Source organism: Pseudomonas sp. Ps21-P2 (assembly GCF_039672565.1).
GTDB lineage: Bacteria > Pseudomonadota > Gammaproteobacteria > Pseudomonadales > Pseudomonadaceae > Aquipseudomonas.
The window spans coordinates 206,935-221,915 of sequence record NZ_JBDFPL010000001.1; the positions used below are offsets into that span (position 1 = coordinate 206,935).

Genomic DNA, 14,981 nt, shown 5'->3' on the forward strand with positions numbered 1-14,981 from the left:
CCTAAGGCCGGAGGTATGCGTCTTAGCGGCGGTGTCGCACATGTTACGGATAACAGCAGCATCATTGGTGAAGTTAACGGCATCTACATAGTTAACGGTGCATCTAACATAACCACGCAGGAAAACCGTCTGGATATTACTAATTCCTCAATAAGCGCTGGGACTGGGGCCGCGGTAGTGGTTGATAGGCTTTCCAGCAGGGCTCAACAAACGACAGCGGACATAATAATTCGCGATGGATCCAGCCTTGAGTCAGATTCGGGATTACTCATTAGTGTCCAGTCAGAAAGCACCGCGAACGTCAAAGTGATCAACAGCACCCTCTCCGGTGATTTCGTCGCCGACGACACAAGCACCCTCAATGTGGTACTGCGCAATCACGGGCAGTTGAACGGGAATATCGTCAATGGCAATGCAGTGACCATCGATTCCAGTGGCCGCTGGCAGCTTGCGGCTGATAACAGCGTTAACTCGCTTGCGATGGACGGCGGCAGCGTTGGTTTCACCGGAGACGGCTTTCATTCGCTTTCGCTGGGCAAGCTGTCCGGCTCTGGGCTGTTCGATATGCGTATCAACCTGGACGACGGCACCGGTGATTTGCTCAGCGTGAATGGGGAAGCCTCGGGCAGGCATCGTCTGCGTATTCAGAACACCGGCATCGAGGCAGTACCTGCCGAGTTCGACCCGCTGCGGGTGGTCCACACCGAAAGCGGGGATGCCGAGTTCGGGCTGGTGGGCGGTCGGGCGGATCTTGGGGTGTATTCCTACGAGCTTGAGCGACAGGGGACGGACTGGTTCATCGTCCGGTCCGGCAAGGAGATCAGCCCGTCCACGAAAAGTGCGCTGGCGTTGTTCAACACAGCACCGACAGTGTGGAACAGCGAGTTGACGACGTTGCGCAGTCGCATGGGTGAAGTGCGTGGCCAGGAGCAGGGCGGCGGCTGGATGCGGACGTATGGCAGTCGCTTCAATGCGGCGCTGGATTCCGGCGTTGACTACAGCCAGAAGCAGCAGGGGCTGTCTTTCGGTGCGGATGCGCCGGTGCCGGTGGGCAACGGTCAGCTGTTGCTCGGTTTGATGGGGGGTTACAGCAAGTCGGATCTGGACATCGGCCGAGGCACTTCGGGCCAGGTCGACAGCTACTACATGGGCGCGTATGGCACGTGGTTGTCGGAGGGCGGTTATTACCTGGACGGCGTGCTGAAACTCAACCAGTTCCATAACGAGTCCAAAGTAGCGATGAGCGATGGCACCAAGGCCAAGGGCGACTACAGCGGCAAGGCGTTGGGCGGGTCGCTGGAAGTCGGTAAGCATATAAAGCTGGCCGATGAGTATTTCGTGGAGCCTTTTGCGCAGGTGTCCAGCGTCTGGATCGATGGCAGCAGTTACACGCTGGACAACGGCATGCAGGCCAGAACCACCCAGACGCAGTCGGTGCTGGGTAAAGTCGGCAGTACCGTGGGACGCAGCTTCGCCCTGAAGGACGGCGGCGTTGTCAAACCGTACGCACGGGTGGCGTGGGCCCACGAGTTCTCCCGCAGTAATGACGTCAGCGTGAACGGTCAGCGTTTCGACAACGATCTGTTTGGCTCCCGGGCGGAACTGGGCGCCGGCGTTTCGGTGTCGCTTTCCGAGCGACTTCAGGTGCACGCTGATTTCGATTACATGAAGGGTGAGCATGTCGAGCAGCCTTGGGGTGCGAACGTGGGCGTGCGTCTGGCGTTCTGACGCGCGCGTCAGCTAGTTGAAACGCGGTTTTGAAGCCCCGGCTGCAGCGATGCAGTCGGGGCTTTTTTACGTGGGCTTAGGGTTTTGGCTGCATCCGGCGCCGTCGCGGTGGACGGCCCGGAGGCGAGCCTTTGCCGCGTCGCTTCCTCAGGCGCGGCAAGTTGACGGTCAGCGTTTCCGAAATGCCGACGAGCTTGGCGCGCCGTACCACTTCATAGCGCACCTCGACGCATCCGCTTTCGTAGTCCGCCAGGGTTTCATTGTTGAGGTACTGAACCAGGCGAGGGCCTTTGCGGCCTTCTACCTTGCCGATGGTGGTGTAGAAGGTGTTGTGGCCCCAGCGCAGCTTCAGGTGATCCCCGAACCACAGCTTCGGCGAGCGCGGGATATTGATGTAGATGCCCACGTGCAGCTGTGCGTCGGTCGGGCCTTCGGGGTCGGCACCGGTGATGAAAGGAGCTTCGAATACCGGCGCCGGAGGCGGGTGCTTCATCTCGTGATGCCAGGGAAATCCCGGGGCATTCTGAAGCTGGCCGGCGTAGACCAACGCCTGTTCAGCCGCACTCTTGCCCGCGGGCGGTATTGCCTGCAGATCTTCGTAGAGCGGGATGGAACTCTTGTCGGGTGATTTGCCTTTCTTCCTGCGGGTAGTTCTCGGGTTAGGCAGTGTTACCTTGTTATCGTTATCGGACTCATTGGGCTGTGAACAGTGAGGCGGCTGGATATCCGTTTCATCTTCCATTGGAACTCCTTGATCAGATCGCTAGTGCGAGGATTACAGGATTGGGTGTTGGCGCTTGCTTGTAGGACTGCGGCGCTGCACATGCCTATGATCGATTCGAAAAATAGGACTGTCAAACAAGCGAAGTGCATGGGATTGCATGGCTTCTCCGAAAAAAATTCGTGGTTGAATATATTTTTGATATGTGAATTCGGCGCTTTTCACGGTGTTTTTGAGCGATTTAAATAATTATGTATCGCGCGTAGTCTATAAAATTTTGATAGTCCATCAGACGCTTCCTACGGAGATGTAGGTTCTGTGGAATCGAGATGCCAAAAAATAATTTAAATTATTTTTCGCTGGCGATTTTGTTGACAAAACCTCCACGCATTAGCGTGGAGGTGGTTACTTTTGGTATTCAGTTGAATAGCGGGAAAGCTGGTTACAATTTAAGTGAAACCAGGGTCGGCAGGCTGGTGATGGATGCATTCCCGGCCCGGTCGGTGACGACGTACTCGATGGACACGGTTTCGGCTGCATGGGTTAGCAGGTCTGCGCGGCTGAAAGCGATTTCGACGGGCCGGAGGGTGAGCTCATCCGTCTCGACCTGATGGGCGGGGCCTTCGACGCCGTTGAGTAATGTCTGGATGACATCGCCCGGTTCCATGCCGGCGTAGCCAGGGAGCAGGCCAATGAGTTGATCGCCGAAGGTGGCGGTGGGGAAGATGAGGGGAGCGAGGAGGGTGGCGCCGGGTTTGGTGCGGTCGACCTTTAGCGCTGCTGCAGGAGATTCGCGAGTCACGCCATTGATATTATTTGTAGCCTGATAGCTGAGGGAATAACTGCGACTTTCACATAGCAGATGTTGACTTAGCTCAAGTTGTACCATTTCTCCAGGCTGCTGTTCGCCTACGACCATCGGGACTCCAATCGGATCTCCATCAAGTCGTAGTTGAACAATATAGCCTGGACGCGCTCCATTCCAAATGATGATTTCAACGGGGATGGGTTGAGTTAAATCCACGATTTGTAAGAGGCCGTCGATAGGGCTCGCTTTGGTGACCAGCGGGGCGCTGAAAGGAAATTGCTCATTCATAAGTTTCTCCATCAAGCACACCCCTCCACTTTCATCCGCAGAAAGAGTGCGCATTAAATTGATTGTCCAGATCAACAAATACTCCACCCGAGGTGGTAACTATTTATCGTCTTTCAACAATCAACTAATAGAGTTCTACAAATCCTGTCAACAGCCAAACCCCTGCTCCAAACCAAAAAAAGCTTCCCCAAATGATTTTCAGAAATGCCCTACTTAAACCCCAACACAAACAAAAAGGCCCCGGCAGACAATCTGCCGGGGCCTTCGCATAACCCACTGACACTCAGCGGTTAAAGCGTTCCACTAAGGAGTATTGCGTGTGAGCAGTTTGGGTCAGTTCGGCACTGAGCGTGGCAGAGCGACGGGCTTCGTCAGAGGTCTGGTCCGCCAGGTGCGCGATGGTGCTGATATTGCGGCTGACCTCTTCTGCCACCGAGCTTTGCTCTTCGGTGGCGGCGGCGATCTGCGTGGTCATGTCGGTGATGTTGGCCACTGCGTCGCTGATACCTACCAACGCCCTGTCGGCTTCCATGACCTGCTCGACGCCTTCTTCGGCCTGGCGCCGGCCTGTGTTCATGGTCTGAACCGCGTTGGTAGCCGTCTGTTGCAGCTGGGCGATGAGGGCATGGATCTGGCCGGTCGACTCGGTGGTGCGTTGCGCCAGTTGGCGGACTTCATCGGCGACGACAGCAAAGCCGCGACCCATTTCGCCCGCGCGGGCGGCTTCGATGGCCGCGTTCAACGCCAGCAGGTTGGTCTGGTCGGCGATCCCTTTGATGACATCGACAACGCCACCGATCTCGTCGCTGTCTTTCGCGAGCTGGGTCACGGTCAGGCCGGTTTCGCCCACCGAAGCCGAGAGACGCTGGATGGCTTCGCGGGTGTCGCTGGCGATCTCGCGGCCGCGACGGGTCAGTTCGTTGGCCTGTTGCGTGGCGTCAGCGGTGCGCTGCACGTGATTGGCCACTTCCTGGGTGGTCGCGGCCATCTGGTTGACGGCGGTGGCGACCTGTTCGGTTTCGACGCGCTGACGTTCCAAGCCGGTGGAGCTGGCCTGCGCGAGGGTGTCGGACTGACGGGCCTGGTCGTTGAGGTGTTCGGCGGTGTCCTGCAGGCGGGTGAGGCAGGTCTTGAGACGCGCTTCCTGGCTGAGGATCGACATCTCCAGCCGCGCCTGTGCGCCGCGACTGTCGGTGTACATCTGCGCGATCAACGGGTCGGAGGTGGTTTGCTCGGCCAGGCGCAGCAGACGCTTGAGGCCACGCTGTTGCCAGCTCAACCCCAGCAGCCCCAGCGGTACGGACACTGCGGCGGCGAGCAGGAAGCCCCAATGGGAATTCAGCCACACGCCAATCAAAAAACTCACCTGGCTCACCAGGATGAACGGCAGCCAGTCCTGCAACATCGGCAGCCACTTATCACGACTTGGCACCGCACTTTTGCCGCTGTTCAAGCGTTGATAGAGCGCTTCGGCCCGACGCACCTGTTCAGCGGTGGGCTTGATGCGCACGGACTCGAAGCCCACAACCTGTTTGTTCTCGAAGACCGGCGTGACGTAAGCGTTGACCCAATAATGGTCGCCGTTCTTGCAGCGGTTCTTGACGATCCCCATCCACGGCTGGCCCTGCTTGAGGGTGGCCCACATGTGTTCGAATACCGCCGTCGGCACGTCCGGATGGCGCACGGTGTTGTGCGGCGATTTGATCAATTCATCTTGGGAAAAACCGCTGATTTCAATGAAGGCGTCGTTGCAATAGGTGATGACGCCGCGCGCATCGGTGGTGGAGATCAACCGTTGCTGCGCCGGGAAGGTCCGTTCGCGTTGAGTGATGGGCTGGTTATTTCGCATGAGCTATTCGATCCAGGAAGGCTGTGAAGGGTTATCGGCCCGAAGCGAAAAAAATTAAGCTTTTGTGAACTGCGTCATAAACGGAGTGTCACCGGGGTTCTTCAGCGATCGAACATCGGATAGGTGAACAGGCTGAAATGCAGCAGGTTCAGGCCGAAGTGGGTGAGCACGGCGGCGGGCAGGCCGCCCAGTCGATAGGCAACGCCATAACCCACACCTGCGAGGCCCGCCAGAATCGCCCACTCCCAGCCAGCACCGATGTGCGCAAGACCGAACAGCAGCGAGGCTGTCCCGATGGCCAGGGCGTCGTGGCAGGGCAAGTGTTGCAGCCATCTTTTCAGGCTGCCTTGCAGGTAACCGCGAAAGAGCAGTTCCTCGGTCAGCGCGACCAACAGCAGGTTGTTCAGCGCCCAGATGCCTGTTTGCTCGGGCCACTTGGGCGACCAGCCGACGAGGCCCAGCAGCAGCGCCGTTGATAAACACGCAGCTGCGGTGACGGGCAAGGCGATGCTGGTGACGCCCAGCCAGCGTCGGGGACTGAACGCGATAAACACCCAGCGGCAGGCGATGGCGATCCAGAAGCCGATAAGGGGCTTGTCGAGATTCAGGTACATCGAATACGGCGCGGCCTCGGGGCTGAGGCGCACGCCGGCAATCGCCCTTGCGCTGAGGAAACCGGGGAGCCAGTGACTGGCCAGCCCTGCTGCGATGGCGATGAACAGGGCATGACCGAACAGGCGCACGGCGCGGTGCTGGAAATGGCTGACGCAGATGCCGGCCATGATCAGCAGTCCGAACGTGATGACCACGGGAACGCTGAGCTGGCCGTAAAGCAGCGCCAGGCAGTAGCCGAGAGAGAGCAGAAGGAGGGAAGTCCAGCGTTGCACCGACATGAAGTCGTCCTTGAGCGTCGGAATAGGCTGGCGATTTTAACGTTGATTAAACGCGTGTGTATGTCGGATCAACGGGGAGCTGGTCCGATTGTTTCGTGGATGCAGGGCGAAGGTCGTGTAGGGCGTTTCTGATAACAAGGGATTTGGGTTAGACGCTGGCAATTTGCGGTGAGGCAGACGACGCCTTCCCGGCTAAAGCCGGTCCCACTAACAGCACGCGATGTGCCCGTAGGACCGGCTTCAGCCGGGAAGAGGCCGGTTTGAGCACCATTGATATTGCGTTGTGGCATCTGACGCCTTCCCGGCTAAAGCCAGTCCCACTGACAGCGAGACCGGCTTCAGCCGGGATGAGGCTCAGGACGCAATCAGCTGCCGCAACACGTAATGCAGAATCCCTCCCGCCTTGAAGTACTCCACTTCATTCAGGGTATCGATCCGGCACAGCACGTTGATGGTTTCCTGCTGCCCGTCCTCCCGGGTGATCTGCACCGCCAAGCTCATGCCCGGTTGCAGCGTGGCGCCGGTGAGCCCGGTGATGTTCAGCACTTCCTTGCCGGTCAGGCCCAGGGTTTTGCGGCTTTCGCCTGCCTTGAACTGCAGCGGCAGGACACCCATGCCGACCAGATTGGACCGGTGAATGCGCTCGAAACTCTCGGCGATGACTGCCTTGACGCCCAGCAGATTCGTGCCTTTCGCCGCCCAGTCGCGACTGGAGCCCGTGCCGTATTCCTGACCGGCAATGACCACCAGCGGCGTGCCTTCGTCCTGATAACGCATGGCCGCGTCATAGATCGGCAGCTTCTCGTCGGTGGGCACGTGCAGCGTATAGCCGCCTTCTTCGCCGCCGAGCATTTCGTTGCGAATGCGGATGTTGGCAAAGGTGCCGCGCATCATCACTTCATGGTTGCCGCGCCGCGAGCCGTAGGAGTTGAAATCCTTATATTCCACGCCCTTGCTGCGCAGATAACGCCCGGCCGGGCTGTCGAGCTTAATGTTGCCGGCGGGGGAAATGTGGTCAGTGGTCACCGAGTCGCCCAGCACCGCCAGCACGCGAGCCTGCTGCACGTCGGCGATGACCGGCAATGGCCCGGCGACGTCCTCGAAAAACGGCGGGTGCTGAATGTAGGTCGAGTCCGGCTGCCAGACGTAGGTCGCCGCCTCGGGCACCTGAATGGCCTGCCACTGCGCGTCACCGGCGAAGACCTCGGCGTATTCCTTGTGGAACATGCCGGTGCTGACGTTCAAGACCGCGTCGGCGATTTCCTGCTGGGTTGGCCAGATATCGCGCAGGTACACCGGCTGGCCGTCGCTGCCTTCGCCTAGGGGTTCGCTGCTCAGGTCGGTGCGCACGGTGCCGGCCAAGGCGTAAGCGACCACCAGCGGCGGTGAAGCCAGCCAGTTGGTTTTCACCAGCGGGTGCACGCGGCCCTCGAAATTGCGGTTGCCCGAGAGCACCGACGCGACGGTCAGGTCCGACTGCTGAATGGCCTTTTCGATCGGGTCAGGAAGCGGCCCTGAGTTGCCGATGCAGGTGGTGCAGCCGTAACCCACCAGGTCGAAGCCCAGCTTATCCAAGTACTGGGTAAGGCCGGCGGCATTGTAGTAATCGGTTACGACCTTCGAGCCCGGCGCCAGCGAACTCTTCACCCACGGTTTGCGCTGTAGGCCTTTCTCCACAGCTTTTTTCGCCAGCAGCCCTGCCGCCATCATCACGCTGGGGTTGGAGGTGTTGGTGCAGGACGTGATGGCCGCGATGACCACCGCGCCGTTTTTCAGGCGATAGGTCTGGCCGTTGTATTCATACTCAGCCTCGCCCACCTGTGCCGCATTGCCCACCGCGACACCACCGCCGCCTTCGCTTTCCAGTCGGCCTTCTTCGTGTTTGCTCGGGCTGACCGCCAGGCCCAGGAAGTCGCTGAAGGCCTTGGACACATCGGGAAGGGCGACGCGGTCTTGCGGACGTTTTGGCCCCGCAAGGCTGGCCACGACGGAACCCATGTCCAGCTCCAGCGCATCGGTGAACGCCGGTTCCTGACCGGGCAGGCGCCACAGGCCCTGGGCCTTGCAATAGGCCTCAACCAATTGCACCGTTTCGTCCGGACGCCCCGACAGGCGCAGGTAATCCAGCGTGACGTCGTCGACCGGGAAGAACCCACACGTCGCGCCGTATTCCGGGGCCATGTTGGCGATGGTGGCCCGGTCCGCCAGCGGCAGGTCCGCCAGGCCATCGCCATAGAATTCGACGAACTTACCGACCACGCCTTTCTTGCGCAGCATTTGCGTCACGGTCAGCACCAGGTCAGTGGCGGTGATGCCTTCGCGCAGTTTGCCGGTGAGCTTGAAGCCGATGACTTCCGGAATCAGCATCGACACCGGCTGGCCGAGCATGGCCGCTTCCGCTTCGATGCCGCCGACGCCCCAGCCGAGTACGCCGAGGCCGTTGATCATCGTGGTGTGGGAGTCGGTACCGACCAGCGTATCCGGGAAGGCGTAGGTGCGGCCGTCTTCTTCCTTGGTCCACACGGTGCGGCCAAGGTATTCCAGGTTAACCTGGTGGCAGATCCCGGTGCCCGGCGGCACCACGCTGAAGTTATCGAACGCATTCTGGCCCCAGCGCAGGAACGCATAGCGCTCGCCGTTGCGCTGCATCTCGATGTCGACGTTCTCGCCGAAGGCCTTGTCGTCGCCGAAGCGGTCAACCATGACCGAGTGGTCGATGACCAGATCCACCGGCGACAGTGGGTTGATGCGCTGCGGATCGCCACCGGCCTTGGCCACGGCCGCGCGCATGGCGGCGAGGTCAACCACGGCCGGCACGCCGGTGAAATCCTGCATCAGCACGCGGGCGGGGCGGTACTGGATTTCCCGATGGGATTTGCGCTCGGTCAGCCAGTCGGCGAGGGCCTTGAGGTCGTCGCCGGTCACCGTGTGGTTGTCTTCCCAGCGCAGCAGGTTTTCCAGCAGCACCTTGAGCGACATCGGCAGTTTGTCGAGATCGCCCAGCGTGCGCGCGGCATCCGGGAGGCTGAAGTAGTGGTAGGTCTTGTTGCTGACTTCGAGGGTTTTGAGGCTTTTCAGGCTATCGAGGGAGGGCATGACTGACTCCTTGACGGTCCGTGCAGTACGCGCGGACGGGCGATCGACGGTAAAACGGGTCTTGCTTCGGCGCTCTGGGCGGCGCCTTTAAATGATCGTTGAGTAGTACTGGACCCGCCGGCTGAGCCAGTGGTTCCTGATTCGGCTATCATGCGCCGCTTTCGAGTCATTGAGGTTAATCCTCATGTACAGCTTGCGCCGCGACCTGATTCGTGGCGCGCGAGGAGACCGTCCCGTGAACACCCTTTTCATGCATTGCCGCCCCGGCTTCGAAAGCGAGGTCTGCTCGGAACTCAGCGAGCACGCCGCTCGCCTTGAGGTGTCCGGCTACGCCAAGGCCAAGACCGACGCCGCCTGTGCCGAATTCATCTGCACCGAGGCCGACGGCGCGGAACGGCTGATGAACAGCCTGAAGTTCCGCGAGCTGATTTTCCCCCGGCAGTGGGCCCGTGGCGTGTTTGTCCAGCTTCCCGAAACCGACCGCATCAGCATAATCCTCGAACACATGGCCGGGTTTGCGCCATGCGGCAGCCTGTGGCTGGAAGTGGTCGACACCAACGACGGCAAGGAGCTCTCGACCTTCTGCCGCAAGTTCGAAGCGCCATTGCGCAAGGCCCTGGAGAAGGCCGGCAAACTGGTCGACAACCCGAGCCTGCCGCGTTTGCTGCTGACGTTCAAAAGCGGGCGCGAAGTGTTCCTCGGGCTGGCTGACGCGAACAACTCGGCGATGTGGCCCATGGGCATTCCGCGCCTGAAATTCCCCCGGGAAGCGCCGAGCCGCTCCACCCTCAAGCTCGAAGAGGCCTGGCACCATTTCATCCCCCGGGATCAGTGGGACGAGCGCCTGTCGGGCGACATGACCGGCGTCGACCTCGGTGCAGCCCCCGGTGGCTGGACCTATCAACTGGTGCGGCGCGGCATGCTGGTCACCGCCATCGATAACGGACCGATGGCCGAAAGCCTGATGGACACCGGACTGGTCCAGCACTTGATGGCAGACGGCTTTACCTTCAAGCCGCGTCAGCCGGTGGACTGGATGGTCTGCGACATCGTCGAGAAGCCCGCACGCAACGCCGCGCTGCTGGAAACCTGGCTGGGCGAGGGCTTGTGCCGCGAAGCGGTGGTCAATCTGAAGTTGCCGATGAAACAGCGCTATGCCGAAGTGCGGCGTTTGCTGGAGCGCATCGAAGACGGCTTCAAGGCGCGCGGCGTCAAGGTCTCGATTGGTTGCAAACAGCTGTACCACGACCGCGAAGAAGTGACCTGCCATCTGCGGCGGCTGGACATGAAACGCAAGGGCTGACGTCGGTTTGAATCCGCTGCCACGCTGTCCATAATCAGCGGTGCGCGCCTGCGGGGCGAAGAGAAGGGGAGATGCAATGAGCGCTGCACACAATGGACCTGACGCCGACATCCTCATCGTCGGCGGTGGCCTCAGCGGCACGATGCTGGCGGTGCAGCTGCTGCGCCTGCCGGGGCAACGGCGCATCGTCATCGTCGAATCACGCAGCGAGTTGGGCCGGGGCGAGGCCTACAGCGCCACCGAGCTGGGCCACACACTGAATGGCAACGCCGCGCGCATGAGCGTTGACCCGGACGATATCGACGATCTGACCCGCTGGCTGACCGATTACATCGCCGCCGGCGGCTGGCCGGAGTCTGATCAGCAGCACGTGCCGGTGGCCGAGCTGTTTCCGCCCCGCGGGATTTTCGGTCTGTACGTCCAGCAGCGCCTGGCCGAGGCCCGGGTGATCGGCGAGCGCAGCGGTTCGACCGTCGAGCACGTGCGCGGCGAAGTCACCGACCTGCAGACTGACGCAGCCGGCATACGCCTGACCCTCGCCAACGGTGAGCACCTGACCGGCCGCTTCGGCGTACTGGCGACGGGCATGTTCGCCGCCGCACGCACGCCCCAGCGCGATTCAAATGCCCTTAATGCCGCCGCTGTTGATCCGTGGGACGTCAACGCCATGGGCCAGCTCGACCCCCAGGGCCGCGTGCTGATCATCGGCTCGGGGCTGACCATGGTCGACGCCGTGGTGTCCCTGGAGCAAGCCGGTCACCGTGGGCCCATCGACGTGTTTTCCCGCCACGGCCTGCTGCCCCATGTGCGCCGTCAGCCGCCGACATGGCCGGACTTCCTCGCCGCCGACCCGAACATTCGCAGTACCCGGCAACTGGTCAGGGCCTTGCGCGAGCAGTGCGCGCAAGCGGCGGAGCAGGGCATCGACTGGCAGGCGCCGCTCGACACCGTGCGCGTGCATATTCCACGGCTGTGGAGTCAGGCCTCTGACCTGCAGCGCCGCCAATTCGTACGCCATGTCCGTCCGTGGTGGGAAAGCCATCACCACCGCTCGCCGCCGCCCAGCGCGCACTTGCTGGACCGGCTGATCGACGAAGGGCGCCTGCACATCCACGCCGCCTCGTTGCTCAGCGTTGAGGGCGCCGAGGCCGGACAAGTCTCCATCAGCGTTCGCTATCGCGGCCAGGACACGGCCAGCAAAGAGAGCGGCGCAGCGCTGATCAACTCGACCGGCATTCAATACGACTGGCGCCGGGTCGACCGTGCCCTGCCGCGCAATCTGCTGGCGCGCGGCCTGATTCAGCCGGGGCCGCTGGCGCTGGGCATTGCCGCCGATGCGGGGGGCGCGGTCATGGACGCCGAAGGGCGTGCCTCAACGCGGCTCTACGCCATGGGCCCGCCCTTGCGCGGCCTGTGGTGGGAAAGCACCGCTGTGACCGACGTGGCGTTGCAGGCCAAAGCGCTGGCGGCACGATTGGCAGCGTTGAGCACCGTACCGTCGTGAAGCCGCAGGAAATTGTGTCGACCACGACACACTTTCCGCAGCCCCTCCTAAAGCACGCTCCGAACGAGCCGAAAGCCCGTTATCGACCCGGTAAGGCCGCCCGCTTTTCATCAAGAGGCGACAGCGACGTCAGCGAGTGCACAGGGCTATGGAGGCCATCGTTCATGTTGAGCTTGAGTTTCAGAAATCCTGCGGAGGCAGCACTGCTGCTGCCGCCCTCCGTCGTGTCCACTTCTACAGCCGCCGACGACGCAAGTCAGACCGCCAGCGCCGCCGAGCAGGTGCGTCAGGGCATCGAAGTGCTGCTGTCCCCGGACGCGCAGAAGGTGGCGAAGAAGGGTGACAAGAACGCCGACATCGACGCCACCCACTTGCCTGACCGGATCAAGGAGCAGCTCAAGCTGATCCGCTCGATTCAGGAGCGCATTGCCAAACGCATGCAGGACATGCACGCGTTCATGAGCGACCGGTCGCTCTCGCCCCGCGCCCGGGAGGGCAAAATGCGCCAGTTGCAGATGGAAATCATGGCCATGACCAACTCGCTCATTCAGGCCACCAACCAGCTCAATCAAGCGATGCAGCAGATGCATCTGTCACTGGCGGACCAGACGTTGGCCGGCACCCTGGTCAGTCCGCAGAACCTTCAATCCTGATCCAGCAGGCGCGGCCCGGCGCCTTGCTCGCTCAGGCTGTCGCCGAAGTTGCGCAGCGGGCAGGCCTCCATCGACAGGCAGCCGCAACCGATGCAGCCATTGAGTTGGTCGCGCAGGGCGGTGAGGCGGTTGATGCGTTCATCCAGATCGGTTTTCCAGCGCTCGGATAACCGGGTCCAGTCGTCAAGGCTGGGCGGTCGGTCCTGAGGCAGGGTCTGCAGCGCGGTCTGGATCGTCGCCAGCGGAATGCCCAGGCGCTGGGCGGTTTTGATCAAGGCCACCCGACGCAGCACGTCCCTGGGGTAGCGACGCTGATTGCCGGCGTTGCGCTGGCTGCTGATCAGGCCTTTGGCTTCGTAAAAGCGCAGCGCGGTGATGGCCACGCCGCTGCGGGCGGACAGCTGGCCGACGGTGAGTTCGCGGGCGATGGGCGGGATGTCCTGGGTAAGCATGCAATCTTCCTGTGTGCCGAACGACGCTTGACCTCCAGTTAACTGGAGGTTTTATCCTGCGCAGCATCCCTTGGCCGGACCTGCTTGGCAAGTGGGGCACCGGCGCAAGAAACGTAGGGGGCCATACCGGTTCGCGCAGCATCCTGTTCAGCAACAACCGTCATCTGTGGAGAACGTTCATGACACCAGCAGCCGCTACTCTTCCGTTCAGTCAGTTCGTTGAGTTCGCCGTCGATCCGCAGCATCAGGCCGGGCTGGTCAGTGCGCTCAACGAGCGTTTCGAGCAGTTTACGCGCACCTACCCAGGCTTTGTCCGCGCCAGCGTGCAGGTCAGTGAAGACCGTCAGCGGGTGTTGAGCCATGTGCAATGGCTGTCGAAGACCGACTGTGAGCGTGCGTTCGAAAACGCCGAGCAGGGCGAAGGGGACATGTGGGAGTTGATTCGGCGCCACCGTGCCACGTCGATGATCTTCAACGCGTACGAAGTGGCGGGGGAAATCTAGGACCGCGTCAGGGGTGAGCGCAGTCCTACAGGTTGCATCGCTGTGGGATCACACCGACAAATGCAGCATCTGCTCACCCTGGGTCTGTTCACCGGGACGGCGCTTGTTGACGGCCAGTTCGCCGATCTTGATCAGCCGCGCGCGCACGACGTTGCGACTCAACCCCAGCAACTGCGCGGTGTGCACCTGGTTGTAGTGGCTGAAGCGATAGGCCGCGCGCAACAGGGCGTCTTCGACCTTCTCGTGCAGCGCGCCGGCCTGCTCCTCGAACAGACGCTGGAACGCCCGGGCCAGCAGGGCGTCGGTGGAATCGTCGACGGCGGGGGCTGAGTCTTCCTGGCGTTCAAGGCGCAGGTTCGACAGGCGCAGGTCGCTCGACTGAATCACGCCGTTGCGGCAGATCAGCAGGGTGTGGTGAATGACGTTTTCCAGCTCGCGGATATTCCCCGGCCAGCCGTAGGTGCGCAGCTTGTGCTCGGCATCCGCGCTGATCTGAATCGGTCCGCAACCCAGACGCTGGCTGTAGACGTCGATGAAGTGCCGGCTCAGCGGCATGATGTCGCCCGGCCGTTCGCGCAGGGTGCTCAGCTCCAGATTGACGACATTCAGGCGGTAGAACAGGTCTTCGCGAAAATGCCCGGCGTTGATCGCGCGTTCCAGTTGCACGTTGGTCGCCGCCAGAACCCGCACGTTGATCGGCGTGCTTTTGCGCGAACCCAGCCGCACCACTTCGCGCTCCTGCAGGACGCGCAGCAGCTTGACCTGAATCGCCAGGGGCAGATCGCCGATTTCGTCGAGAAACAGCGTGCCGCCGTTGGCTTCTTCGAACCAGCCGGCCTTGGCGGTGAGGGCGCCGGTGAACGCGCCTTTTTCCTGGCCGAACAGCTCGGCTTCCACCAGCGATTCTGAAAACGCACCGCAGTTGACGGCCACGAACGGCTGGTGACGACGGCTGCTCAGGTTGTGAATGTGCCGCGCCACCAGCTCTTTGCCGGTGCCGGTTTCGCCGATGATCAGCACGCTGGCATCGCTGGGCGCGACTTGTTCAATGTGGGCCAGCAGCGCCTGGGACCTCGGGTCCTCGAACACCTGCGCGGTGGCGCGGATCGAGGTGGCCAGGGCCGGCGAGGGCGGTAGGGTCAATAGCTGCATGGGGATCACTTGTGGTTGGAACGGTAAGCTG

Annotated in this window: 12 protein-coding genes; 5 read left to right on the forward strand and 7 right to left on the reverse strand. The window is 61.5% G+C overall.

The annotated features are described in order from the left end of the window. The first annotated feature begins 306 nt into the window (after positions 1-306). On the forward strand, positions 307-1,728 hold the full coding sequence (locus tag ABEH28_RS00895; RefSeq protein ID WP_346628801.1) for an autotransporter outer membrane beta-barrel domain-containing protein: 1,422 nt from the start codon (positions 307-309) through the stop codon (positions 1,726-1,728). Between the two features lie 76 nt (positions 1,729-1,804). On the opposite strand, the gene ABEH28_RS00900 is transcribed toward ABEH28_RS00895, so the two are convergent. From ABEH28_RS00900 to acnA, 5 genes are all read right to left on the reverse strand, one after another. Then, complete coding sequence (locus ABEH28_RS00900; protein ID WP_346628802.1) at positions 1,805-2,470, reverse strand: hypothetical protein; 666 nt, start codon at positions 2,468-2,470, stop codon at positions 1,805-1,807. Between the two features lie 421 nt (positions 2,471-2,891). Further along, positions 2,892-3,545 carry a hypothetical protein gene (locus ABEH28_RS00905; RefSeq protein WP_346628803.1) on the reverse strand — a complete coding sequence of 218 codons (654 nt, stop codon included), beginning with the start codon at positions 3,543-3,545 and terminating at the stop codon, positions 2,892-2,894. 283 nt (positions 3,546-3,828) lie between these two features. Continuing rightward, the gene (locus ABEH28_RS00910; RefSeq protein ID WP_346628804.1) at positions 3,829-5,394 is read right to left on the reverse strand and encodes a PAS domain-containing methyl-accepting chemotaxis protein; all 1,566 of its coding nucleotides are present in this window, start codon (positions 5,392-5,394) and stop codon (positions 3,829-3,831) included. A gap of 101 nt (positions 5,395-5,495) precedes the next feature. Continuing rightward, the gene (locus tag ABEH28_RS00915) at positions 5,496-6,287 is read right to left on the reverse strand and encodes a CPBP family intramembrane glutamic endopeptidase (RefSeq protein ID WP_346628805.1); all 792 of its coding nucleotides are present in this window, start codon (positions 6,285-6,287) and stop codon (positions 5,496-5,498) included. 354 nt (positions 6,288-6,641) lie between these two features. Further along, complete coding sequence (acnA, locus tag ABEH28_RS00920) at positions 6,642-9,383, reverse strand: aconitate hydratase AcnA (RefSeq protein ID WP_346628806.1); 2,742 nt, start codon at positions 9,381-9,383, stop codon at positions 6,642-6,644. A gap of 235 nt (positions 9,384-9,618) precedes the next feature. Between acnA and rlmM the strand changes: the two genes are divergently transcribed. From rlmM to ABEH28_RS00935, 3 genes are all read left to right on the forward strand, one after another. Then, the gene (rlmM, locus tag ABEH28_RS00925) at positions 9,619-10,686 is read left to right on the forward strand and encodes a 23S rRNA (cytidine(2498)-2'-O)-methyltransferase RlmM (RefSeq protein ID WP_346628807.1); all 1,068 of its coding nucleotides are present in this window, start codon (positions 9,619-9,621) and stop codon (positions 10,684-10,686) included. A gap of 76 nt (positions 10,687-10,762) precedes the next feature. Further along, on the forward strand, positions 10,763-12,190 hold the full coding sequence (locus ABEH28_RS00930) for an FAD/NAD(P)-binding protein (protein ID WP_346628808.1): 1,428 nt from the start codon (positions 10,763-10,765) through the stop codon (positions 12,188-12,190). Between the two features lie 164 nt (positions 12,191-12,354). Beyond that, a complete protein-coding gene (locus ABEH28_RS00935) occupies positions 12,355-12,843 on the forward strand; it encodes a hypothetical protein (RefSeq protein WP_346628809.1) in 489 nt (162 codons plus the stop codon). Here the strand turns inward: ABEH28_RS00935 and soxR are convergent. After that, positions 12,834-13,295, reverse strand: coding sequence for a redox-sensitive transcriptional activator SoxR (gene soxR / locus ABEH28_RS00940; RefSeq protein ID WP_192174229.1), 462 nt, complete (start codon positions 13,293-13,295; stop codon positions 12,834-12,836). The two genes, ABEH28_RS00935 and soxR, sit on opposite strands and share 10 nt — an antisense overlap. Positions 13,296-13,474: 179 nt before the next feature. On the opposite strand from soxR, the gene ABEH28_RS00945 reads away from it, so the two are divergent. After that, positions 13,475-13,798 carry an antibiotic biosynthesis monooxygenase gene (locus tag ABEH28_RS00945; RefSeq protein ID WP_346628810.1) on the forward strand — a complete coding sequence of 108 codons (324 nt, stop codon included), beginning with the start codon at positions 13,475-13,477 and terminating at the stop codon, positions 13,796-13,798. Positions 13,799-13,846: 48 nt separating this feature from the next. Here the strand turns inward: ABEH28_RS00945 and ABEH28_RS00950 are convergent, their stop codons facing one another. Further along, positions 13,847-14,950: a sigma-54 dependent transcriptional regulator gene (locus ABEH28_RS00950; RefSeq protein WP_192174253.1), complete on the reverse strand. Its 1,104-nt coding sequence runs from the start codon at positions 14,948-14,950 to the stop codon at positions 13,847-13,849. Positions 14,951-14,981 lie beyond the last annotated feature (31 nt).